At 71.8% G+C, this 22,786-nt stretch carries 19 protein-coding genes; 15 read left to right on the plus strand and 4 right to left on the minus strand.

Annotated features, from left to right (window positions below):
• Window positions 1-4 precede the first annotated feature (4 nt).
• The 9 genes from QLQ12_RS17375 to QLQ12_RS17415 all read left to right on the plus strand — a co-directional run bounded on the left by QLQ12_RS17375 (window position 5) and on the right by QLQ12_RS17415 (window position 13,844).
• Window positions 5-883: a TIM barrel protein gene (locus QLQ12_RS17375; RefSeq protein ID WP_282761117.1), complete on the plus strand. Its 879-nt coding sequence runs from the start codon at window positions 5-7 to the stop codon at window positions 881-883.
• Entirely contained in the window at window positions 880-1,926 is a 1,047-nt protein-coding gene (locus tag QLQ12_RS17380) for a Gfo/Idh/MocA family protein (RefSeq protein ID WP_282761118.1), read from the plus strand. Before QLQ12_RS17375 ends, QLQ12_RS17380 begins: the two co-directional genes overlap by 4 nt.
• A 121-nt stretch (window positions 1,927-2,047) precedes the next feature.
• The gene (locus tag QLQ12_RS17385; RefSeq protein ID WP_282761120.1) at window positions 2,048-3,730 is read left to right on the plus strand and encodes a hypothetical protein; all 1,683 of its coding nucleotides are present in this window, start codon (window positions 2,048-2,050) and stop codon (window positions 3,728-3,730) included.
• 100 nt (window positions 3,731-3,830) lie between these two features.
• Complete coding sequence (locus tag QLQ12_RS17390) at window positions 3,831-5,108, plus strand: ABC transporter substrate-binding protein (RefSeq protein ID WP_282761121.1); 1,278 nt, start codon at window positions 3,831-3,833, stop codon at window positions 5,106-5,108.
• 62 nt (window positions 5,109-5,170) lie between these two features.
• A complete protein-coding gene (locus QLQ12_RS17395; RefSeq protein WP_282761123.1) occupies window positions 5,171-6,052 on the plus strand; it encodes a carbohydrate ABC transporter permease in 882 nt (293 codons plus the stop codon).
• A 1-nt stretch (window position 6,053) separates the two neighbouring features.
• Window positions 6,054-6,941: a carbohydrate ABC transporter permease gene (locus QLQ12_RS17400; RefSeq protein ID WP_282761124.1), complete on the plus strand. Its 888-nt coding sequence runs from the start codon at window positions 6,054-6,056 to the stop codon at window positions 6,939-6,941.
• Window positions 6,942-6,949: 8 nt separating this feature from the next.
• Window positions 6,950-8,668, plus strand: coding sequence for a phosphatase PAP2 family protein (locus QLQ12_RS17405; protein WP_282761125.1), 1,719 nt, complete (start codon window positions 6,950-6,952; stop codon window positions 8,666-8,668).
• On the plus strand, window positions 8,665-9,777 hold the full coding sequence (locus QLQ12_RS17410) for a Gfo/Idh/MocA family protein (protein ID WP_282761127.1): 1,113 nt from the start codon (window positions 8,665-8,667) through the stop codon (window positions 9,775-9,777). Before QLQ12_RS17405 ends, QLQ12_RS17410 begins: the two co-directional genes overlap by 4 nt.
• Window positions 9,777-13,844 carry a glycoside hydrolase family 38 N-terminal domain-containing protein gene (locus QLQ12_RS17415; RefSeq protein WP_282761129.1) on the plus strand — a complete coding sequence of 1,356 codons (4,068 nt, stop codon included), beginning with the start codon at window positions 9,777-9,779 and terminating at the stop codon, window positions 13,842-13,844. The genes QLQ12_RS17410 and QLQ12_RS17415 overlap by 1 nt, the downstream gene beginning before the upstream one ends.
• A 77-nt stretch (window positions 13,845-13,921) precedes the next feature.
• Here QLQ12_RS17415 and QLQ12_RS17420 read toward each other — a convergent pair whose 3' ends face one another.
• The gene (locus QLQ12_RS17420) at window positions 13,922-14,821 is read right to left on the minus strand and encodes a zinc metalloprotease (RefSeq protein WP_282761130.1); all 900 of its coding nucleotides are present in this window, start codon (window positions 14,819-14,821) and stop codon (window positions 13,922-13,924) included.
• A gap of 56 nt (window positions 14,822-14,877) precedes the next feature.
• On the opposite strand from QLQ12_RS17420, the gene QLQ12_RS17425 reads away from it, so the two are divergent.
• Window positions 14,878-15,054, plus strand: a complete 177-nt coding sequence (locus QLQ12_RS17425) for a hypothetical protein (protein ID WP_282761132.1) — start codon at window positions 14,878-14,880, stop codon at window positions 15,052-15,054.
• Here the strand turns inward: QLQ12_RS17425 and QLQ12_RS17430 are convergent.
• The gene (locus QLQ12_RS17430; protein WP_282761134.1) at window positions 15,023-16,183 is read right to left on the minus strand and encodes a sensor histidine kinase; all 1,161 of its coding nucleotides are present in this window, start codon (window positions 16,181-16,183) and stop codon (window positions 15,023-15,025) included. The two genes, QLQ12_RS17425 and QLQ12_RS17430, sit on opposite strands and share 32 nt — an antisense overlap.
• Before the next feature lie 52 nt (window positions 16,184-16,235).
• Complete coding sequence (locus tag QLQ12_RS17435; RefSeq protein ID WP_282761137.1) at window positions 16,236-16,607, minus strand: hypothetical protein; 372 nt, start codon at window positions 16,605-16,607, stop codon at window positions 16,236-16,238.
• 270 nt (window positions 16,608-16,877) lie between these two features.
• Here QLQ12_RS17435 and QLQ12_RS17440 point away from each other — a divergent pair, with 270 nt between their 5' ends.
• Complete coding sequence (locus QLQ12_RS17440) at window positions 16,878-17,597, plus strand: response regulator (RefSeq protein WP_282761140.1); 720 nt, start codon at window positions 16,878-16,880, stop codon at window positions 17,595-17,597.
• Between the two features lie 53 nt (window positions 17,598-17,650).
• Here QLQ12_RS17440 and QLQ12_RS17445 read toward each other — a convergent pair whose 3' ends face one another.
• Window positions 17,651-19,114 (minus strand): peroxidase family protein, encoded by a 1,464-nt coding sequence (locus QLQ12_RS17445; protein WP_282761141.1) that lies wholly within the window; start codon window positions 19,112-19,114, stop codon window positions 17,651-17,653.
• 195 nt (window positions 19,115-19,309) lie between these two features.
• Here QLQ12_RS17445 and QLQ12_RS17450 point away from each other — a divergent pair, with 195 nt between their 5' ends.
• From QLQ12_RS17450 to QLQ12_RS17465, 4 genes are read left to right on the plus strand one after another with little or no spacing between them, the layout of a single operon-like run.
• Window positions 19,310-20,086, plus strand: a complete 777-nt coding sequence (locus QLQ12_RS17450; protein WP_282761142.1) for an AfsA-related hotdog domain-containing protein — start codon at window positions 19,310-19,312, stop codon at window positions 20,084-20,086.
• Window positions 20,083-20,796, plus strand: a complete 714-nt coding sequence (locus QLQ12_RS17455; protein WP_282761143.1) for an HAD family hydrolase — start codon at window positions 20,083-20,085, stop codon at window positions 20,794-20,796. The genes QLQ12_RS17450 and QLQ12_RS17455 overlap by 4 nt, the downstream gene beginning before the upstream one ends.
• Window positions 20,793-21,725: a 3-oxoacyl-ACP synthase III family protein gene (locus QLQ12_RS17460; protein ID WP_282761144.1), complete on the plus strand. Its 933-nt coding sequence runs from the start codon at window positions 20,793-20,795 to the stop codon at window positions 21,723-21,725. Before QLQ12_RS17455 ends, QLQ12_RS17460 begins: the two co-directional genes overlap by 4 nt.
• A gap of 6 nt (window positions 21,726-21,731) precedes the next feature.
• On the plus strand, window positions 21,732-22,712 hold the full coding sequence (locus tag QLQ12_RS17465) for a ketoacyl-ACP synthase III family protein (protein ID WP_282761146.1): 981 nt from the start codon (window positions 21,732-21,734) through the stop codon (window positions 22,710-22,712).
• Window positions 22,713-22,786 lie beyond the last annotated feature (74 nt).

The raw sequence follows: 22,786 nt of genomic DNA on the forward strand, positions 1-22,786 counted from the left end.
TTTCATGACCGGCTTCGCGGATCGCATCGGCGGCGCCCCGATCTCCTGGGGTGTCTGCGAGGCGCCCGGCTGGGGGCACGAGCTGCCCGCCGACCGGGTGCTCGCCGAGATGAGCGGGCTCGGGCTGCGTGCCACCGAACTGGGCCCGACCGGCTATCTGGGCAAGACGCCTGCGGATGTACGGGACACGCTGCACCGGCACGGCCTGCGGCTGATCGGGGGCTTCCTCCCCGTACCGATGCATGTTTGCACCGCGGCCGACCTCGACGAGGCCGCCGCCGCCATGGACACCCTGGCCGCCGGAGGCTCCGAGGTGGTCGTGCTGGCCGCCCGGTCCGGCGACGGCAGCTACGACCACAAGGTCCGTCTCGGCGAGGACGAGTGGCGCACGCTCTTCGCCACCCTGCGGACCCTGCAGACGATGGCCGCCGACCGCGGGCTGCGCCCGAGCCTGCACCCGCACGTCGGCACCGCCGTCGAGGACCGGGACGCCGTGCTGCGGGTGCTCGACGGCAGCGATGTGCCGATCTGCCTGGACACCGGCCACCTGCTGATCGGCGGCATGCAGCCGGCCGAGCTGCTCGGCCTGGCCGCCGCGCGGGTCACGCACGTGCACCTCAAGGACGTCGATCTCGCGGTCGCCGCCACCGTGCAGGACGGTAGCCGCAGCTACATCGAGGGGGTCCGGGCCGGCCTGTACACGCCGCTCGGCGCGGGCGACGTCGACATCCGCGGGATCGTCAGCGCGCTCGAGACCGCCGGATACCGCGGCTGGTACGTCCTCGAACAGGACTGCGCGCTGGAGGGCCCGCCCGCCGAGGGCGACGGGCCGTTCGGCGACGTCCGCCGCAGCCTCACGTTCCTCACCGAGGTGTCACAGTGACCACCCTGCTCGAACCGGGGCACAGCGGTGCCGGGATCGGAGGCGCGACGGTGAAACGGATCGGTGTCATCGGCACCGGCATCATGGGCGCCGACCACGCTCGGCTGCTGACCCACGCGGTCTCCGGCGCGTGCGTCGCCGGGGTCTTCGACCTCGACGCCGACCGGGCCCGCGGGGTCGCGGCGGACAGCGGCGGCGCACGCGTGTTCGCCGACCCGTACGCGCTGATCGCCGACGACGACATCGACGCGGTGCTGATCGCCTCCTCGGACGCGACCCACGAGGACTTCGTACTCGCCTGCGTGGCGGCCGGCAAGCCGGTGCTCTGTGAGAAGCCCCTGGCGCCCACCGTGGAGGGCTGCGCCCGCATCGTCGAGGCCGAGACCGCGCACGGCGGCCGGCTGATCACCGTCGGGTTCATGCGCCGCTTCGACCCCGGATACACCGATCTGAAAGCGCTGCTGCGCGCCGGTGAGGTGGGTGCGCCGCTGATGCTGCACAACGTGCACCGCAACCCGGCCGCGGTGCCCGGCCTGCCCAGTTCCGCCCTGATCACCAACTCGGCGGTGCACGAGCTCGACATCACCCGGTGGCTGTTCGACGAGGAGATCGCCGAGGTCGCCGTGCACACGCCGCGGGCCAGCGGGCAGGCCGGCGGCACCCGGGACCCACAGCTGCTGATCCTCACCACCGCGTCCGGGGTCCTCTCCGACGTCGAGATCTTTGTCAACGCCCGCTACGGGTACGAGGTGCGCTGCGAACTGGTCGGCGAGAGCGGGACGGTTACCCTCGACGCGCCGCCGCCGACGTCGCTGCGCCGGGGCGGGCTGCACGCGCGGGCTCTGCCGGGGGACTGGCGGCCCCGGTTCGCCGAGGCGTACCGGCTCGAACTGCAGGACTGGATCGACGGGACCGACGGCGGCGCGACCGCCTGGGACGGGTTCGCGGCCACGTTCGTCGCGCAGGCCTGTGTGACGGCGCTGGAAAGCGGTCAACGGCATTCCGTGGGACTGCCGCCGGTTCCCGGGATCTACCGCCGCTAGTGATCTTGCCGCAAGGTTCCGGTGCGTTTATGGTCGTTAAAGGAAAGCGCTTGCCGGGCTGGCCCAAAAAAGCGGCGCCTATTTGCGTTTGACATTTCAAGGCGAGGAGGTCACCACCGTCGTGACCGATCCTGATCCCACCCTGGACAGCGACTTCGCCGCCCGGGTGCGTGCCGCTCTGGACTCCGAGGTCCGGGCGATCGTCACGGAGTCCGGTGGCGGCGCGTGGCCGCTCCTGGAGCACCGCAGGCTCGCCGAGCGGGTCAAGACGCTGGTCGCGGCGTGGCGCACCACCGGTGACGCCGGTCTGCTCGGGCACGCGGCGCGCCTGACCGGGCTGCTGCGCGACCGGCAGAATCCCAGCGGGCTGTTCCGGGGCGGCGACAACGTCGACTCGCCCCCCGACTCCGCGTTCAGCGTCAACGACCTCGCCGACGCCGCGTGGCTGCTGCGCGACGCCACCGACGAGGTCGCGCGACGGCTCGCGGACCGTCTCGGTTCCGTGCTGGCCGCGGTCACGCCGGCCTTGATCAACGGGGGTGTGCACACCCCCAACCACCGGTGGGAGCTGTCCGCGGCCCTCGCCCGCCTGCACCGGCTCGCCCCGCGGCCGGCGCTCGCGCAACGGGTCGGGCAGTGGCTGGCCGAGGGCGTCGACATCGAGGACGGCCTCTACTCCGAACGCAGCGCCAACTACGCCGCCCACGTCTCCAACCCGTCGCTGCTCACCATCGCCGAGGTCTTCGGCCGGCCGGCGCTGCTGGACGCCGTCGAGGAGAACCTGACCGCCACGCTCGACCTGCTGTTGCCGGACGGCACCGTGGAGACGGTCCTCTCCCGTCGCCAGGACCAGCGGCATCCGATCCCGTTGCGCGCCTATCTGCTCCCGCTGCGGGCGATGGCCGTCCTGCGGGGCCGCGGCGATCTGGCCTGGGCCGCCGGGCTCGCGCTGGACCAGGGCATTGACTCGCCGGGGTCGGCCGCCACCGCGTTGCTGCTGCACCCGGTGGTGGGGCGGGCGCTGCCGCCGCCGGTGGAGCCGGCCCGGCCGCGGCGACGGCACTTCGCCGCCGCGGGCACGCTGGTCTCCCACGGCCCGGCCACGACGGCGGTGGTGTTCGGCGGCTCCGACCACGCCCGGCACGGCCGGATCCGCTCCGGCCTGGCGAACTCGCCGACCTTCCTGCGCCTGTACGCCGGCGCCGCCGTGCTCGACAGCGTCCGCCTGTCGCGTACCTTCTTCGGGCTCGGCCCGTTCCGCTCCGACGGCCTGGCGCTGGAGAGCGGGCCGTCCGCCGTGCTCAGCGAGACCGTGTCGGCCGCCTACTACCAGCCGCTGGCCGTGCCCGACCGGGATGGCCGGGGCCGTTACGGCCTCGGCGACGACGGCCGGTTCAGCGCCGCGATGGCGTTCGGCCGGCGGCCCCGGGACGAGGTCGCTCTCACCACGGGTATCCGGGTGACGCTGACCGAGACCGGCGCCGACCTGGTGATGGACGTGTCCGGGGCGGTGGTGGACTGGGCCCTGGAGCTCGCGTTCCGGCCCGGCGGGACGATGACCGGCGCTCGTGACCTGGGCGGCGGCCGGTGGCGGCTGGACGCGGGCACGGCCGCCTACCGGGTGGGCGGCGACGAACTGCGCGTGACCGTCACCGAGGCCGCGGCGACGCCCGCGGAGTCGGAGCCCGGGTACCACCCGGGTGAGGAGTACGAATTCCTCGGCGGCACCGACGCGGCGGGCGGAGAACGCCTCTACGTGTCCGGAAAAGCCCCGGCGCGTCTGCGCCTGCGGATCTCGGCGTAGGTCAATTAAGTAAACCTATGAATTAACAAGTCGTTGACGAGGTAAGCGCTTTCCTCTAACGTCCGTCGCCACGAGAAGACATTTCATCGAGGAGATAGTCATGGGCATTTCGGCAACCGTCCGGAAGGGGTACCTGGCAGCGGGAGTCGTCGCCGTTCTCGCTCTCGGCGCCTGCTCTTCCGGTTCTGACAGCGCCTCCGGTGACGCCAAGAGCATCACCTTCTGGTTCTCCACCTCGGCCCAGGCTCAGGGTTACACCGACCTGGCCAAGGAGTTCGAGGCCAAGGAGGGCATCAAGGTCGAGATCGTCAACGTCCCCAACGAGGGCTACCAGGACAAGCTGCGGCAGGCGGCGCAGGCGAACTCGCTGCCCGACACGGCCAGTGTGCCCTCGATCGACACTCTCTGGGTCAACCAGCTCCAGGACCTGAGCAGCATCGCGAACGCGGAAGCCAACAAGATCAACAAGGATCTGATCACCGCTCAGGACAGCAAGGTCCTCGCCATCCCCTCGGACGTGACCGCGGCGGGGCTGTTCATCAACAAGAGCCTGTTCGACAAGGCGAAGGTCGCCTACCCCACCGACCCCAGCCAGACCTGGACCTGGGACGAGTTCCTGGCCGCGGCCACGAAGGTGCGCACCGCCGCCAACGCGAAGTACGACCTCGTCTACGACAACTCGCCCGCCCGGATCCGTTCCTGGATCTACACCCACGGCGGCAAGGGCTTCCAGCTCGCTCCGGACACCACGTTCGCCGCTCCGGACGCCACCACCGTCCAGGCGCTCGCCGACTTCGCCAAGCTCAACGACGACAAGGTGATGCCGAAGTCCGTCTGGACCTCCGGCGCCGACCCGAACGCCCTGTTCAAGAGCGGCCAGGTGGTCGCCTACTACTCCGGCGTCTGGCAGGTCGCCGACTTCGCCAAGGGAATCACCGACTTCGAGTGGGCCAGTGTCCCCACCCCGGCCCAGCCGGTGCACGCCACCGACATCAACCTCGGTGGCAAGGTGGTCGCCTTCAACAACGACAAGGCCGCGGCCGGCAAGAAGTGGGTGGACTTCATCTTCCAGCCCGCCAACTACACCAAGCTCGCCCAGACCAACGGCTACCTGCCGATCGAGTCCGGTCTCACGCTGAACTACCCGTTCGAGAAGCAGGCCGCGAAGGACGCGTTCGCCCTGTACATCAAGGAGATGGAGATGGCCGACCCGATCTCCGCGTCGGGGCAGGCGAACCTGACGAAGCTGCTGCTGGCCGGCAAGTCCATCCAGGAGGACCCGACCAAGGCGGAGATGGCGAAGTTCATCAACGGCGAGCAGGACGTCCAGAAGACCGTCGACAACATCGTCGCCGGGCTCAACCAGCAGATCGGCTAGGACCGCGGCGTACGGGCCCCGTCCTCGCGACGGGCCCGTACCGCTGGGAAGGAAATCGAACCATGGTCCACAAGGTCCGCAAAGCCCGGTACGTCGGGGCGCCCCTGCTGATGATCTCGGTCAACCTGTGCCTGTTCGCGCTGTTCTTCATCTGGCCGGCCTCGATCGGGCTGGGCTACTCCTTCACCAGCTACACCGGTGTCGGCACAGCCCCGTTCGTGGGCCTGGACAACTACGAACGACTCAGTGGCGACCCGGCGTTCTGGGCCGCGCTCTGGCGGACCCTGATCTACACCGGCAGCGTCGTCCCGCTCACCTTCGTGGCGTCGCTCGGCACCGCCTACCTGCTGGTGAGCCCGTACAGCAAGGGCAAGACCATCGCCCGGGTGGTCTTCTTCCTGCCGTGGCTCATCTCGCCGATCATCGCCGGCGTCATCTGGCGGTGGATGTTCGGGGAGAACTTCGGCCTGGTCAACTTCGTCCTCGCGAAGTTCGGCATCGCCGCCGTCCCGTGGCAGTCCAACGCCGACCTGTCGCTGATCGTCGTGATCATCGCCGCGACGTGGATGGGCACCGCCTTCAACATGCTGCTGTTCATCGCGGCCCTCAAGAACGTGCCGGTCTCCTACTACGAGGCCGCCGACCTCGACGGGGCCGGTGCCTGGCAGAAGTTCCGCCGGATCACCCTGCCGGCCATCGCGCCGACCTCGTTCATCGTCGTGCTGCTCAGCACCCTGCACACGATGAAGGAGTACGGCCTGTTCGTCGCGCTGAACGCCGGTGGCCCCGGCACCGCCAACAACCTGATCGTCCAGTACATCTACACGACCGGCTTCAAGCGGGCGCAGATCGGCTACGCGAGCGCGGCGTCGTTCGTGCTCCTGCTGATCCTCGCTCTCATCGCCGTCGTGCAGTTGATGGCCAACCGCCGCAAGGGAGCCTGACATGGCCATCGCCACCCGGCCGCCCGCGCTGCGGCGGACGAAGCCGAACGCGCGTCCCGGAAGCCGTACCGGCGACCTGGCCCGCAAGATCGCTGCCAGCTCGGTCATGTGGCTGCTGGTCGTCGCCTACGGCTTCCCGACCCTGTGGTTCGTGATCAGCTCGTTCAAACCGGCCGGCAAGCTGTTCTCCTACCCGCTGACGTTCTTCCCGGAGAACCCCACCATCGACGGTTACGTCGAGGCCTGGACGAGCTTCGACTTCGCCCGGTACTTCATCAACACGCTGCTGGTCGCGGTCGCCGCCACCCTGCTCACCATCGTGGCCAGCGCCGCCGCCGGGTACGCCCTGGCCAAGTACCAGAGCTGGTGGCTCAAGATCTTCGCGGTCTGCATCCTGCTCACCACCATGCTGCCGGGCGAGACCATCCTGGCCCCGCTGTTCCTGGTGGTCCGCAACCTCGGCCTCTACAACAGCCTCAGCGGTGTGGTCGTGCCCGCCGTGATCACCGCGACCGGCACCTTCATGTTCCGCCAGTTCTTCGTCACCGTGCCGAACGACCTACTCGAAGCCGCCCGCATCGACGGCTCCGGCGAGATCTCCACCTTCATCCGCATCATGATGCCGCTGGCCAAGCCGATCATCCTCACCCTGGCGATCTTCTCGTTCCAGTGGCGCTGGAACGACTACCTCTGGCCGCTGATCATCCTCAACGACCCCAACCAGTTCACCCTCCAGATCGGTGTCGCCAGCATCATCGGCGCCCAGAACGTGAACTGGTCGGTCCTGCTCGGCGCCTCCGTGATGTCGATGGTCCCGCTGGTGGCCATCTACCTCGTGTTCCAGAAGTACGTGATGAACGCCGACATCAACGCCGGCCTCAAAGACTGAGGGAAGACATGACCACCCTGAGCCGCCGCACCCTGCTCGGCGCCGCCGCAGCCGGCATCGCCGCCCCCCTGATGAGCCGATCCGCGCTGGCCGCCGAGGTCAACGCCGCGACCAAGGCCTTCGTCGACGACTACAAGAGCAACATCACCGCCAACCTGACCGCCGACACCAACGCCGCCGTCCGCATCCTCAGCGGTGTCCAGGCCTACTGGCAGACCGGCGCGACCTGGAACACCGGCACCGCGCTGGCCCCGGCCGTGCTCCGCGCCAACATGCGGTTCTGCGAGACCCGTACCGCGTCCCGCACCGCCGCCGAGGGCGCCCGCGCCTTCGTCGTCGACCGGCAGCACCAGAGCTACGCCGTGATCGCCGGCCTCGGCCCGTGGGCCGGCGCCTACCGGAGCGCCGCCCTCGCCGTCACCGGCATCACCGAGGCCCCGGCCACCACCCCGCCGACCACGGTCAGCGACGCCGTCCCGGCGGGCGCCCCGGCCGGTTCGGCGCTCGGCGCCGGCTCACCCACCTCGGCGCTCGGCGCGGTGGTGAACCTGGTCAACACGGTCCGTGGCGCCTGGTCCTCCAGCAACCCGAGCAAGTTCGCCGTCCAGTACCCGCGCCCCTGGCGGACGACGACCGACAGCACGGTCGTCGACACCGGCGCCGTCGACGAGTTCGGCTACCCGGTCTACCGGTCCAAGGTCGTGGTCGTCCCGCAGTTGCTGCGCCAGCGCAGTCTCGTCCCGGCCGACGACGGCGGCTTCCCCAGCGGCCACACCAACGCCCTGCACCTGGCCGCGCTCGCCTTCGCCTACGCGTTCCCGGAGCGCTTCCAGGAGCTGGTCACCTGCGCCTTCGACCTGGCCGACACCCGCATCACGGCCGGCATGCACTCGCCGCTCGACGTGGTCAGCGGCCGCATCCTGGCGACCGCGCTGACCGCCGCGATCCTCAACGACCCGGCCAACGCCGCGCTCAAGGCCGCCGCCCGCGCGCAGGCCGCAGGCTTCCTCGCGGCGAACCCGGGCGACGGCGCCGACGCCTACGCCGACCGGGCCGCCAACCGCGGGAGCGTCCTGCCCCGGCTCACCTACATCCTGCCCCGCACCGGCCGTGACCAGCCGCTGACCGTCCCGGCGGGCGCCGAGGTGCTGCTGGAGACCCGCCACCCGTACCTGACCGCCGCCCAGCGCCGCGCGGTGCTGCGCACCACCGCTCTGCCCGCCGGATACGCCCTGCTCGACGGCCCGGAACAGTGGGGCCGCCTCGACCTGTTCAAGGCCGCCGACGGCTACGGCGCGTTCGAGAGCGACGTGGACGTGACCCTCGACGCGATCGCCGACGTGTGGCGCAACGACATCACCGGCCCGGGCGGGCTCACCCTGCGCGGCACCGGCACCCTCACCCTGACCGGCGCCAACCGGTTCCGGGGCGCGGTCCGCGTTCTCGGCGGCGTCCTGTCCGCCGGCTCCGCGACCGCTCTCGGCGCCGGTGACGTCGAGGTCGCCGGCGGCACGCTGCGCTGCCGGCCGAGGACGAGCGCCGGCGGCACCGTCACGATCGGCGCGGACAGCACCCTGGAGATCGTCGCCGACGCCCCGTGCGGCCTCGTCCCGGTCCTCACCGGCAAGCGCGTGACCGGGCGGTTCGCCAAGGTCATCGCACCCGGGCACCGCGCCGAGCCGGTCTACACCCGTACCGCCGTCCTGGCCCGAATCAGCCGGGCATGAGCGCGCCACGGGTGGTGCTGGCCGGCGCGCACGGCCACGGGCGCGGCTATCTCGACCAGCTCGCGAAACTGCACGCGACGGGCCGGGTGCGGTTCGTCGGCGTCGCCGACCCCCGGCCGCTCTGCATCGAGGAGCGGGCCGTGGCCGGCGACGCGGCGTGGTGCCCGGACGCGGTGACCCTGTTCGAGGCCACCGCCCCCGACCTGGTCGTGCTCTCCACGCCGGTGCACACGCACGTCGCGCTGGCCGAGGCGGCGATGCGGGCCGGCGCGCACCTGCTGCTGGAGAAGCCGGCCGCGCCGACGCTCGCCGGGCTCGACCGGCTGCTGACCCTCCAGCGGGAGACCGGCCGCACCGTGCAGGTCGGTTTCCAGGCGTTCGGGTCCGGCGCCGTCAGCGAACTGCGGCGCCGCGTCAATGCCCGGGAACTCGGCGAGATCCGCGCCATCGGGGCCACCGGGCTCTGGTGGCGCGGGGAGGCCTACTGGAACCGGGCCGGGTGGGCCGGGCGCCGCTGTCTCGACGGCCACGACGTCAACGACGGCGCGCTGACCAACCCGTTCGCGCACGCGGTCGCGCTCGCGATCACCGTCGACGGCTCCGGCGGCGACCAGCCGGTCCAGCGGGTCGAGCTGGACACCTACCGGACCCGGGCGGTGGAGGCGCACGACACCGGGAGCGCCCGCGTCCGCACCGCCCGCGGCACCCTGGCGACGATCGCGGTGAGCCTCTGCGCCGAACCGGAGGCCGAACCGGTGGTCACCGTCTACGGCACCCGTGACAGCGCCGAACTGCGCTACACCGAGGATCTGCTGGTCACCGCGGGCGGCGTGACCCGGCACGCCCGTACCGATCTGCTGGAGAATCTGATCGGTCATCTCGCCGACCCCCGCGTCGCGCTGTTGGTGCCGCTCGCCGACACCCTCGGGTTCACCCAGGTCGCCGAGGCGGTCCGGCACAGCCCCGCCCCGGCCGAGGTCGACCAGGCGGAACTCGGGGACCTGGGCGAGCTGACCCGGCGGGCCGCCGCCACCGGCCACCTCTACCGCGAACTCGGCGCCGGCTGGGCGCGGGCCGACCCGTTCACCTGGACCCCGGAAGGCGCCTGATGAGGATCACCGCGATCGAGGGCACCGATCTCTTCCTCGGCCCGGCCGCGGCGCCCCGGCAGGTCGTGCGGGTCACCGTCACCGCCACCGCGGCGACAGAGCCTCTGCGGGTACGGGTGGAAGGGCCGACCGTCCGCACCCCCGAAGCCGCGACGACCCCCGCCCTGGCCGCCGGCGAGCAGCAGACCGTCGAGGTCGGAGTGCACGTGGCGGCGCCGGCCGGCGAGGGCTCCCCGCACCGGGTCACCGCGATCCTCGACACCGCCGACGGCCCGGTCACCGCCGACGGCGAGATCCGTGCCGCCGCCACCGGCTGGACCATGTGGATGGTCTCGCACTTCCACTACGATCCGGTCTGGTGGAACACCCAGCGCGGCTTCACCGAGCTGTGGCAGCAACTGCCCGACGTGCCGAAGGCCGACAAGCTGCGGCCGCCGTTCGTGCGGACCGCGTTCGACCTGGTCCGGGCGCACATCGACGCGGCCCGCCACGACGACGACTACCGGTTCGTGCTCGCCGAGATCGACTACCTGAAACCGTACTGGGACGTGTTCCCCGACGACCGCGCCGACCTGCGCCGCATGCTGCGCGAGGGACGCGTCGAACTGGTCGGCGGCATGTACAACGAGCCCAACACCAACCTGACCCATCCCGAGTCGACGATCCGCAACACCGAACTCGGCGTGGCCTATCAGCGCGACGTGCTCGGCGGCGACCCGAAGACGGCGTGGATGCTCGACGTCTTCGGCCACGACCCGGCGTTCCCCGGCCTGATGGCCGACGCCGGCCTCACCTCCAATTCCTGGGCGCGCGGGCCGTTCCACCACATCGGCCCGCGGCGGCACACCGGCGACATCACCCGGATGCAGTTCCCCAGCGAGTTCGAGTGGATCTCCCCGAGCGGGCGGGGCCTGCTCACCGCCTACATGGCCAACCACTACGTGGCCGGGTGGGACGTCGAGCGCAAGGAGACCCTGGAAGAGGCCCTCGCCGAGGCCTACCACCAGTACCGGGAACTGCGGAAGGTCGCCGCCACCCGCAACGTCATGCTGCCGGTCGGGCACGACCACAACATCCCGTCCCGCTGGTGCACCGAGATCCACCGGGAATGGGCGCGACGCTACGTGTGGCCGCGGTTCACGATGGGACTGCCGCGGGACTTCTTCGCCGCGGTCCTCGCCGAGAGCCCCCGGCTGTCGCCGCAGACCCGGGACATGAACCCGGTCTACACCGGCAAGGACGTCTCCTACATCGACACCAAACAGGCGCAGCGGGCGATCGAGACGATCGTCCTGGACGCGGAACGCCTCGGCACCCTGGCCGCCCTGCTCGGCACCGGCTATCCCGCCGACGCCCTGGACAAGGCGTGGCGGCTGCTCGCCTACGGCGCCCACCACGACGCGGTCACCGGAACCGAGTCCGACCAGGTCTATCTCGATCTCCTGGCGGGCTGGCGGGAGGCCTACGAACTGGGCGTCACCGCCCGGCGGACCGCGATCGGCGCGCTGGCGGCACGGGCCGACACCAGCGGCGCCGGACAGGCCGTGCTGGTCGCCAACCCGCTGTCGTGGCAGCGCGACGGCATCACCCGGATCGACCTGGACTATCCGGCGCCCGGCCCGCGCACGCTGACCGTGTCCGGCCCCTCCGGCGCGCCGGTGCCCGCGGTCGCCGAGACGCTGACCCGGCACCCGGACGGCACGATCGCGACGGCCACCCTGTCGGCCGCCGTCCGCGACGTTCCCGCCCTGGGCTACCAGGTGCTGCACATCAACCCCGGCGACGACGCGCCGGTCACCGTCTGGCGCGACACGCCAGGAGCCCCCGTGATCGCCAACGACACCTTCGAGGTACGGGCGGACCCGTCCCGCGGCGGGGCGCTGACCAGCATCGTCGACCTGCGGACCGGCCGGCAGCTGCTGCGGCCCGGTGGCCTCGGCGGCGAACTGGCCGTGCAGGAGGAGTACGCCGAGCACCCGCACTGGGGTGAGGGGCCGTGGCACCTGCTGCCGAAAGGGCCCGGCCGCGGACTCGACGGGCGGCCCGCCGAGGTGCGGGTCTCGCACAGCGCGATCGGCAGCCGGCTGGTCAGTGTGACCGGGATCGACGACCTGCGGATCACCCGCGAGGTGCTGCTGCCGCACGGCGCCGACCGGATCGAGTTCCGGACCCATGTGGACGGGTCGATCGGGCAGGACCGGCTTCTGCGCGTACGCTTCGATCTCGATCTTCCCGGCGCTCTGCCGGTCTCCGAGGTGGGTTTCGCGGCCATCGGCCGCTGTTTCGGCTTCCCCGACGCGGACGCCGCCGAGAACCTGTGGACGCTCGACAACCCGGCGCACACCTGGGCCGGACTGTCCGCCACCGTCCGGCTCCAGTTCGACGGCGGCGCCCGGATCGCGATCGGCGTCGCCGAGGTGATCAGCGACGACGACATCCGCGACCTGCTGATCGCGCTGGTCCGGCAGGGCGTCACGGCGACCGGCACCCGGCCGGACGGGCACCGGTACGGCGACCTCGACGTCGACTCGAACCTGCCGGACGTGCGGATCGTGATCGGCGAGAACGCCTTCGCCGCGTCGGTGCTCGCCGCGGCGGGGCCCGAGTACCCGGCCCTGCTGGCCGCCACCGGCCGCGTCTTCGTGCCCGCCGCGGGCGACGGCCTGCCGGTGCTCGTCGTCGCCTCCGGCGGCCTGCCCGCCCTGATCGCCGACCTCGACGACGCCGTCATCCGCGTCCCGCAGACCGTGACCGCCGCGTTCGCGGACTACTCGGCCGCGCTGGTAAACCACGGCACCCCCGGGTTCGTCGCGAGCCGGGACGGCTCGCTGTACCTGTCGCTGATGCGCGCCTGCACCGGCTGGCCCAGCGGCGTCTGGATCGACGGCCCCCGCCGCACCGTTCCCGACGGATCCGGGTTCGCATTGCAGCACTGGACCCACACGTTCCGCTACAGCCTCGTCGCCGGGCCGGGGGACTGGCGGCGGGCCGGTTTCGTCCGGGCCGGGCAGGAGTCGAACCATCCCCTCGTCGCCGAGCCGGTCGCGAACGCGCCGGGCGACCTGCCGCCGCGAGTGTCGCTCGGTTCGGTGGAGCCGCCGTCCGCCGTTCTCACCACCCTCAAACCGCTCGGCGACCGGGTCATGGCCCGGGTGTACGAATCCACCGGCGCCGCGGCACGGGCCCGGATCCGGCTGCACGGCGGGCTGCGGGACGCCACCCTGGCGAACGTCCTCGGCTCGCCGTCGGGAGCGGCGGAGACCTCCGGCGGCGACGTCGTCGTCGACCTGGCGCCGGCCGACATCGTGACCGTCGCCGCCCGGCCAGCGACGGCCCTCGCCGGCCCGGCCACGCCGGCGGGCGAACCGGTCCAGCCCGTCTTCACCCGGTACTGGCTGCACAACAAGGGCCCGGCGCCGCTCGGCAACCTGCCGGTGAGCGTCCACGTCCACCCGACGGCCGCGACCCTTCCGGCGACCGTACGGGTCACGGTCAGCTCCAGCACCGTCGCCACCACCGGAGCGGTCGTGCTGGACGTGCCGCCGGGCCTGACGGCCGACCCCGCCGGGCCGTTCGCGTACGACCTGCCGGCCGGCGGGCACCAGCACTTCGACCTGCGCGTGACCGGCTCGGCGGCCGGGCCGCACCACCTCGCCGCCCGCATCCGCGACCCGCACGGTCAGCTGCTGGAGGACGCCGTCGCCCTGACGGCGGCGCCGTCCGGCCCGGCCGTGCTCGACGCGGAGCTGTCCCCGCCCGCCGTGACCGTCGCCCCCGGCCGGACCGGCCGCCTGCTGTTGCGCCTGCACAACCCCGGCAGCGGCCCGCTGCGCGGCGAGGCGCAACTGCTCTCGCCGTACGGAACGTGGGGCGACACCGGCGACGAGCTCGCGGTGCGGCCGTGGATCCAGGGTTACGACCTGCCCGCGAGCGCGACCACGACGCTCGAGTTCACCGTGCGGGCGGCGGCGACCGCCCGTCCCGGCGGCCGGTGGTGGGCCCTGGCCCGGGTCACCGCCCTGGGCGAGGTCACCTACACCGCCTCAGTGCCCCTGGAGATCAGCTGACCGGCCGCCGGTCCCCAGTGGCCGGTTTCCGGCGGCTGGGGACCGGCGGCCGGGCGCCGTCGCCCCGGCACACGGTCTCACTGGACCAGCGTGACCGAATCCCACGGTGGGCCGTAGAGCTTCTGCGCGCCCTCCCGGTCGACCTCGGTGATCTTGAGGTCGGGTGAGCCGACGCCACCGCAGAAGTAGTGCATGACCGATTTCGGGTCGTACGCCGTCAGGTCGACCGTGTCGGCGAGCGGCTCATTGGGGCACACCGCGGGGGCGTTGCTGCGGATGTGCTCGTGCCTGAAGCCCAGGACGTGGCCGAGCTCGTGGCGCAGCACGCCCACCCGGTCGAAGGTCAGATCCTCGGCGAAGTACGACGGGTCGATCAGCACGCGGCGACGGTCCGGGGGATAGGTCGGGAAGAAGGCCGCGGCGATGAACTGGGCGCCCGCGTCGATGTATCGGACGCTGAACACGAGGGAGGGGTCGATGTCGCTCGCCGGGGTGGACGGGTCGGGGTGGCCGTCGTGCAGTGGCATGTACGCGAAGTCGACGCCGCAGGTGGCCTCCCATGCCGCGGCGGCCGCGGCCATGTTGTCGCGGACCTTCTCGTACTGCTGCTGGTCGGGGAAGCTGGCGCGGATCACGCAGTAACCCAGGACCCGATCGGGGGCCCAGCGGACGACACGGTTGCCGGCGGCGATGCCCACCAGCGCCGGCGCGGGCTCGATGGCGGCGGAGGTGTTCGGGGAGACGAGGGCGTCTCCCTGGCTCTGGGCCTTCTGTAACGCGTAGATGGTGAGCTCGTCCTCGTCGAAGAGCAGGTCGCCTTCGAGCACGTAGTAGGACCGCTCGCCGTCCAGTATGACGCGGCGGCAGCGTTCCTCCAGTTGAGCGTAGGTTTGCGTGCGCTGGGCGGCCTGCCGTAGCTCCGGGGTCTCCGCCAGGATCTGGGCCGCGAGGGTGGTGGGTGCAACCTGACTAAGCATTGAGAAGGCCTCTTTCCAGACTCAACTTGCGTTTCGCATGACGTAATGTCTTGTATATGTCTAAATCACCGGAACCGGCCGACCAGCGCGCCGATGACGATCCCGAGTTCCTCGCCTGGAGGGCGCAGCTTCCCTCGTTCGAGATGGACGGGGAGCGGCTCTATCTCCCGACCGGCGACGTCCCCATGGACGAGGAGCAGATCAGGCAGATGTGGAATCGGCGGCAGCCGTAGCGGCCTCGTCCGCGGCCGTCGGTGACTGCCGTGCCACCGGGAGCAGCGCGTGCACGAGGAACCCGGTCGAGAGCGGGCAGGCCTGCAGGGTGCCACCGACGATGGTGACCCGTTCCCGTAGGCCGAGCAGCCCATGCCCGGTGGAGAGCCCGCGCCCGGCTTTCCGGTGTGGCGCGGCGGGCGCCCGGTCCTCGATCGTCACCGCCAGATGCCCGCCGTTCCAGACCAGGCGAACCTCGGCCGCGGCCCCCTCGCCGGCGTGTTTCATGACGTTGGTGAGCCCCTCCTGGACCAGCCGGTAGGCGGTGAGCCCGACGCTCGAGTCCACGCGGACCGGGGTGCCCTCCACCGCGTAACTCACCGCCAGCCCGGTCGCCCTGATCGTCTCGATGAGCGCTGGGATCTCCTCGGTACCCGGGCAGACGGAGCTCGCGCTCGCAACCTCGTCTCCGGCCGCCGACCGGAGTAGGCAAAGCAGCCTGCGCAGCTCGTCCATGGACTGCACACCCACGTTGTGGATGATGTCCAGCGCGCCGGCCACCTCAGCCTGTTTCGCGGGGAAGACGGCCCGGGCGCCCGCGGCCTGGATGACCATGACATTGACCGCGTGGGAGACGATGTCGTGCAGTTCCCGCGCGATCCGGAGCCGTTCCGCGCGCAGGGCCTGCTCCGTGGCGATGTGCTCAGCTTCCATACGGGCAGCTCGAAGATCCGAACGCCGCAGGATGTATCCCAACCACCAGGCGACGGATCCGATCATCACGATCATGAGCATCTGGAGCAGAAGCTCCATCCTGTCGATAGCCGACAGGGAGGAGGGGACACCTAATGCGACGAAGGTGAGGAACAGCCCGGACACCGACCACATCAGGCCGCGGCGTACGGCTACGGCATGCAGAGCCACCAGGGCGCCCATGAAAGGCGTGTAGAACATCATGACCGCCCCTGCCCCGCCGGCCCAAAGCACCTGGACACCCAAGACCGACATCGGGTACCGCCGCCGCAGCACGAGCGTTGCGAACACGGCGCAGCTGACCACCGGGATTAGCCAGTTCGGGGCCTGGCCCCCGAAGCGCAGGTCGTTGTCGTTGCTCCAAATGAGCAGGTCGACGAACCACGCCCCAGGCACCACCAGAACCTCGAGCGACCACGCCCGCCAGATCGTTCGTCTCTGCGGCCCTCTACGCATGGCATGCCCTGTGGTCCTTGCACGAGCAACCCAGCCGGCCGAAGAGGAAACACCACACGCGGGCGTCAGCGTCGGAGTTCTCCGGCAGCCCCGACCGATCCGCCCACGCCTGCACTGCGGCCTCTAGCCAGGTCTCGGACGGAACCGGCACCTCCGCCACCGACGTCTCCGGGACCAGCTCCAGCACGAGCAGCGGCACCCCGGTGTCTCCCACCCGCACCGGCGTAGCGGCGACGACCCGCGCGGTGGAGACCGTCTTCCCGTCGATTCGAGCGGGCCCGCTGAGGACCCAACACGAGCCGCCACCCTCGATCAGCTTCTCACCGCCGTCCGGTGCGAGCATCACGGCGACCCGCGGTGTCACCAAAGTGGCGAACCCGATGTGCTGACCTCCGAGAAATCCTTCCGTGCGGCGCCGCACCGACGCGTATACAGCAGTTCCGAACGATTCGTCGCTTCCAGTAGTCATGTGAATATAATCCCGGTACGCCCATATCCTGCGCAGCGGTCCAGCGCGGTATCCGGGATGCCCCCGAGTACATCCGTAGCGGTACCGCTACGGGTTGACCCCCAGCTTGGCCGGCACCGCTACGGAAGGGTGCCCGGACCGCCGCCGGGCCAGCACAATATCCCCATGAATCATCTGAAAACAGACGGCCCCTCGGCGGGCGGCATCCGGGTGATGCTCGCCGACGACCAGGCCCTCATCCGCAGCGGCCTGCAGATGCTGCTCTCCGTGCACCCCGGCATCGAGGTCGTCGGTGAGGCGAACGACGGCGCCGAAGCCGTCGACCTGGCACGCCGTCTGCAGCCCGATGTCGTGGTCATGGACGTCGGCATGCCCGGCACGGACGGTGTGGCGGCGACCCGGCAGATCACCGCCGACGCCTTCACCGAGGACCCCGGTCACACCATCAAGGTGATCATCCTGACCGGGCTGGGCTCCGCGCCCGAGGACGTCTTCGCCGCGCTGCGCGCCGGCGCCTCGGGATATCTGCTGAAGGACGCCGCCCCGACCGAGCTGGCCGCCGCCATCGAGTCGGTGGCGGGCGGACTGGCCTACCTCGCGCCCACCGTGACACCGGGCGTGATCGCGGACATCGCCAGCCGGTCCGGCCCGGTCCGCCCGGTCGTCGGCATCGTCGACCGGCTCACGCCCCGCGAGCGGGAGATCCTGATCCACATGGCGCACGGGCTGGGCAACGACGAGATCGCGAAGACCCTCTTCCTCTCGGTCGCCACGGTGAAGACGCACGTCTGCCGGATCATCATGAAGCTGGAGGTCACCGGTCGTACCCAGGCGGTGGTGGTGGCCTATCAGAGCCGCCTCGTCGAGCCGGGCGAGTCGGCATGACGACCGGCCGCCCGCCATGTCGTGGCGAGCGGCCGGTCGCGGTCGGCGGCGGGTCAGGACGCCGGGCCGGTGACCTCGTCGAGGCCGAAGCCGGTGAAGGCGATCAGGTCGGGCATGGTGAAGTCGCCCGCCACGGCGGACGGCAGGAACGGCCGCCACCCGGGTTCGACCCGCAGGTACGAGCCCGGGTCCTGGGAGAGCAGCCCGAGGATCACCTCGGCGACGATCCGGCCGCCGGCGGGCCCGAGGTGGCGGCCCTCCGCGATCAGCCGCGCCTCGCGGAGCAGGTAGTACCACAACGGCGCCGGGCCGGGCTCCGGCAGTTCCAGCTCCGCCGCGGTGAGCACCGGCAGTCCCATCAGCCGTGCCACGTCCTGCCCGGAGGGCAGCCCCAGGCGGACGCCGCGGGTGAGGTTGCGCAACGCGAGGTTGCGGGTGCCGCTGGCCACCTGCTCCGGCGGCATGTTCAGCAGCGGCGGCGCGAGCCGGGTGTCGATGAGGCGGGCGGGCTGCACCAGCGCCGGGTCCGCTCCGGCCAGCGGGAACAACCGGCGCCACTCGATCTGCCAGTGCGGCGGCAGCTGCCGGAATCCACCGAAGTGGGCGAGCGGCTCCGCACGACTCGACGCGCTGGTGAAGATCGGCAGACCGCTGACGAACGTGTTCAGCGAATAGCGGGCACGAACCATCGAGTGGCCGAAGCGATATGCCGCCACCGAGAACTCGACCGGCATGAACGCGTCGTTGCGCCACCGGAAGAACCGCAACCGGACCTGCTCCACCGGCCGGCCGCCGCCGATCAGCGGCTCCTCGCGCAGCACGTCACCGAGCGTGGCGTCACCGACGATCCGGCGCAGGAAGTCGTGCACGACCAGCCACTGGTAGTGCCAGCGGACGATCCGCTGCGCCGTGGTGAACCGGGTCTCGTCCGGCCGCGCCTGCTCGGGGAACTCGTCCAGCCGATCGATGACCTGGTTGTGGAACAGCTGCATGGTCAGATGGAGTTGGCTGACGAAGACGTTCTCGTCGTTGCGCGGGTCGCCGATCAGCGCGACCTGCTGCTCGTTGCGGGGTAGGTCCAGCTCGTCGTCGTGCCGTCCGACCAGCAGCCGGCCGGGCGCGTCGAAGTCATAGAGGTACGGCTGGTCGGCCGGGCCCCGGCCGTACACGTTGTCCAGATCGAAGCGCGGGGACCGGAAGTCGACGAGCGCGTCCGGATCGGCCTGCCGGGTCAGGCTGGAGACCGGGTCGAAGGTCAGGTCGTGGTCGACGAACTGACCGAGGTAGGTGTAGCCGGACGGGATCCGGTCGTTGTCACCGGCCGGGTCTCGCGCGTCCACCTCCGCCATCACCCCGGCGACGGCGTCGAGCTGACCGTCGGAGAGGTGCAGCGCGGGCAGGTGCGGGAACATCCGCCCGAAGCGGCCCTGCGGCAGCCGGGACCCGGGCAGCTGCCGGAGGCCGCGCAGTTCGTGGCGTCCGTGCCCGCTGGCGGCAGGCGTGCTCACATCATTCATGTCAATCCCCCGATGAGAAGTGGTTGCCATTCCATAATCGCCGCGGAAAGGCTCCGGGATCGTCCATCCGGCGCCGTCATCCGACGTAATACCGCAGCGGTACGTCGGGCCCTCGGATATACCGTCAGCGGCGGTCGAAAGAGCGGGCCGTGGTCACGCACCATCGAATTCCACAACGACCACGGGGGATCGAATATGAATGAGATCTGGATTGTCGGGGACCGTTTCGGCGCGTTCGCCGGGCACGACGGCGTGCTGACCCTGACCGGCTTCGTGCGCGGTCTGACGGCGATCGCCGCCGGCCGGGACCTGCTGCGGGTCCGGCTCGGCCAGGGCATCGGCGAGCACGAGCGGGCGTATCTGACCGAGGCCATCGAGCGGCACGGGCTGCGGGATCGCGTACGGGTCGCCGAGTCCCGGCCCACCGCCGCCGGCCGAGACCTCGTGCACAAGCATCGCCTCACGAACGTCCTGCTGGAGGACGTCCGCGAGGCCGACGGCGACCGGTTCCACGCCGGGCTGCGGGTCGCGAGCGACAACGAGCTGCTCCTGGACCACGAGAGCGGCGGGCACGTGCCCGGCATCGTGGTGGTGGAGGCCGCCCGGCAGATGATCCTCGCGGCCATGGAACTGCGCTACTTCCGGCGGCTGCGCGAGGAGGGCCACCGCGGCGAGTGGGCGATGGTCTGGGACGACGTCGAGGTGCGTTTCGCCTCGTTCCTCTTCCCGCTCCCGGCCGAGGTGCACTGTGAGCTGGTCGACCCGGCGCCGGCCCGGATGATGGCCGACCGGGTGCGGTGCACCGCCCGCATCGTGATCGTCCAGGCCGGTCGCGAGGCAGCCACCGCGCTGATCACCTGCACCGCCTTCGGCGCGGACCGGCTGGCGGCGGTGGAGCACCGCCGTGGGCTCCGGGCCGTGGCGGAGATCTCCACCGGCCCGGACGACGCCTCGACCGGGCTGGCCGCGTGAGGCGCGCCGGGACTCGGCCGGTCGCGTTCTTCGACGTGGACGAGACCCTGATCGCCGTCAAGAGCATGTTCGACTTCCTGGACTACCACCGCCGCCACGGCGGCGCCGCCCGCCCGGTGCCGCCACTGCCCGCCGGGTGGCGCGGGTCGCGCACCGAGCTCAACCGGGCCTACTACCGCGGGTACGCGGGCGTCTCCTGGGCCCGCCTGCTGGAGGAGGGCCGACGATGGTACGCCGACCTCTGCCGGCGGCCGCGCCCGTTCATCGCCGGCGGCCTCGACGCCCTGCACCGCCACCGGGCCGCCGGCCACGCCGTCGTCCTGGTCTCCGGCTCCTTCCTGCCCTGTCTCGGCCCGCTCGCCCGTCACCTCGGCGCCGACAGCCTCGTCTGCGCGCGCCCCGAGGTGACGGCCCTCGGCACGCTCACCGGTGAGATCCGGCGCCCGGTGATCGGGCCGGCGAAGGCCGCCGCCGCCGACCGGATCCTCGCCGAACGGCAGGTCCACCCGGACGACTGCTTCGCCTACGCCGACCACGCCAGTGACCTGGACCTGCTCGACGCCGTCGGGCATCCGCACGTGGTGGGCGACGACCCGGTGCTGCGCCGGCACGCCCGCGAGCGGGGCTGGCCGGTGCTCCCGGCCCATCTCGTTCCGGCGCCGCCCGCGACTTGCGGCCCCCACCTCGACCTGGAGGAGATGACCTCATGACGATCGCCATCCTCGGAACCGGCGCCTGCCTGCCGGAGCACCGCGTCGACAACGACCAGGCGGGGGCGGCCGCCGGGGTCGACCACGAGTGGATCCTCCGCAAGACCGGCATCCGGCGCCGCCGCTGGGCGCCGGACGGCCTGGCCAACGCCGACCTCGCCACCGAGGCTGCCCGGGCCGCCCTGTCCCGCGCCGGTGTTCCGGCCGACCGGGTCGGCCTCATCGTGGTCGCCACCTCGACGCCGGACCAGACTCAGCCGCCGACCGCGGCCACCGTGCAGCACCGCCTCGGCGCGACGGCGGCGGCCGCGTTCGACCTCAACGCCGTGTGCAGCGGCTTCGTCTTCGCGCTCGCCACCGCCGCCCGGATGATCGCCGGGACCGGGGGATACGCGCTGGTCATCGGCGCGGACATCTACTCGCGCATCCTGGACCACACCGACCGGCGCACCGTGGTGCTCTTCGGCGACGGTGCGGGCGCGGCGCTGCTGGGGCCGGCCCCGGCGCCCGGCCGCGGACTGATCGCTACCCGGCTGCACACCTTCGGCGAGCACCGGGACCTCATCGAGGTGCCGCCCGGCGGACACTTCACCATGCAGGGTCGCGCGGTCCGTGAGTTCGTCACCGGCCGGGTGCCCGGCCTGGTCCGCGACTTCCTCGACGAGGCCCGCGTGCCCGCGGCGAGCGTCCGGCACATCGTCGCCCACCAGGCCAACGGGGTGATGCTGGACGAGCTGATCTCCGCGCTGGACCTGCCCGGCGCGGTCGCGCACCGGACGGTCGAGACGCTCGGCAACACCGGCGCCGCGTCCGTGCCGATCACGCTGGACAGCGCCGACCGCCGGGGTCTGCTGGGTCCCGGCGACCGCACCCTGCTCGTCGCGTTCGGCGGCGGCATGGCGGTCGGCCTGGCCCTCCTCGACCGGTGACCTCCGATGAGACTGACCGGTCTGTCGCTGCACGCCGCACACCTGCACCTGCCCGCGCACCGGGAGACGGCCGATCCACGCACCGTCTCGCGTGACGGGTACCGGGCCCTCACCGTCAGCGCGGACCTTCCGCCACCCGAGCTGGCGGTGCGGGCCGCGACCGGGGCGCTCGTCGCGGCCCGGTGGCCGGCGAGCACGTTGGATCTGGTGGCGCACGCCTGGATCCACCACCAGGGGCACGATTTCTGGTCGCCCGCCCACTACCTCGCCCATCGGCTCGGCGCGGCGCGGGCCCTGCCGGTCGGCGTGCGGCAGATGTGCAACGGCGGCGTGGCCGCGCTGGAGCTCGCCGCGACCCGGATCATGGCCGATCCCGCGACCGAGCGCGCCCTGGTCACCACCGCCGACCGGTTCGCCGCGCCCGCGTTCGACCGATGGCGGGCCGACTACGGCGTCGCTTACGGCGACGGCGCCACGGCGCTGCTGCTGGCCCGGGGCGACGGGCCGTACCGGCTGCTCTCGGTCGCCTCCACGGCGGCGCCGGAGCTCGAGCTGATGCACCGCGGCGACGACTCCTTCGGGGCGTCACCGGGTGCGGTGATCGACGTGCGCCGCACCAAACGGGCCTTTCTCGCCGCCGGGCACGGGCCGCGCTTCACCCGTACCGCGAACGACGCGGTGTGCCGGGTGGTGCGGCAGGCCCTGGCCGAGGCGGGCGAGCCGCGGGTGCACGCGGTGGCCCTTCCACGGCTGGGGGGCGCCGTGCTGGACGACGGCTACCGTCCCGGGCTTCGTGCCGCCGGGCTGCGCCGGGCGGCCGTCCTCCGTTTCGGCCGCGGCACCGGTCATCTCGGTGCCGGTGACGCCGCGGCGAACCTTGCCGAGATGGCACACCTGCGCCTGCTGCGGCCGGGCCAGGTCGCGCTGGTGCTCAGCGCGGGGGCGGGCTTCACCTGGTCGTGCCTCGTCGTCCGGTGTGCGTACTGAGCGCCGCCGGAATACCGCGGCGGATGTAGGGCCCGCCAACCGCCCCGGGCTGACGCGGGAAGTGCTGCCGGAGA

It is taken from the genome of Actinoplanes sandaracinus, assembly GCF_030009775.1.
Lineage (GTDB): Bacteria > Actinomycetota > Actinomycetes > Mycobacteriales > Micromonosporaceae > Actinoplanes > Actinoplanes sandaracinus.

Bases quoted from the DNA above. Each gene is read 5' to 3' on its own strand.
- QLQ12_RS17460 (WP_282761144.1), top strand. From the start codon at position 20,793: ATGACGATCGCCATCCTCGGAACCGGCGCCTGCCTGCCGGAGCACCGC.
- QLQ12_RS17420 (WP_282761130.1), bottom strand. From the start codon at position 14,821: ATGCTTAGTCAGGTTGCACCCACCACCCTCGCGGCCCAGATCCTGGCG.
- QLQ12_RS17450 (WP_282761142.1), top strand. From the start codon at position 19,310: ATGAATGAGATCTGGATTGTCGGGGACCGTTTCGGCGCGTTCGCCGGG.
- QLQ12_RS17390 (WP_282761121.1), top strand. From the start codon at position 3,831: ATGGGCATTTCGGCAACCGTCCGGAAGGGGTACCTGGCAGCGGGAGTC.
- QLQ12_RS17445 (WP_282761141.1), bottom strand. From the start codon at position 19,114: ATGAATGATGTGAGCACGCCTGCCGCCAGCGGGCACGGACGCCACGAA.
- QLQ12_RS17465 (WP_282761146.1), top strand. From the start codon at position 21,732: ATGAGACTGACCGGTCTGTCGCTGCACGCCGCACACCTGCACCTGCCC.
- QLQ12_RS17375 (WP_282761117.1), top strand. From the start codon at position 5: ATGACCGGCTTCGCGGATCGCATCGGCGGCGCCCCGATCTCCTGGGGT.
- QLQ12_RS17425 (WP_282761132.1), top strand. From the start codon at position 14,878: ATGTCTAAATCACCGGAACCGGCCGACCAGCGCGCCGATGACGATCCC.
- QLQ12_RS17415 (WP_282761129.1), top strand. From the start codon at position 9,777: ATGAGGATCACCGCGATCGAGGGCACCGATCTCTTCCTCGGCCCGGCC.
- QLQ12_RS17440 (WP_282761140.1), top strand. From the start codon at position 16,878: ATGAATCATCTGAAAACAGACGGCCCCTCGGCGGGCGGCATCCGGGTG.
- QLQ12_RS17405 (WP_282761125.1), top strand. From the start codon at position 6,950: ATGACCACCCTGAGCCGCCGCACCCTGCTCGGCGCCGCCGCAGCCGGC.
- QLQ12_RS17395 (WP_282761123.1), top strand. From the start codon at position 5,171: ATGGTCCACAAGGTCCGCAAAGCCCGGTACGTCGGGGCGCCCCTGCTG.
- QLQ12_RS17410 (WP_282761127.1), top strand. From the start codon at position 8,665: ATGAGCGCGCCACGGGTGGTGCTGGCCGGCGCGCACGGCCACGGGCGC.
- QLQ12_RS17400 (WP_282761124.1), top strand. From the start codon at position 6,054: ATGGCCATCGCCACCCGGCCGCCCGCGCTGCGGCGGACGAAGCCGAAC.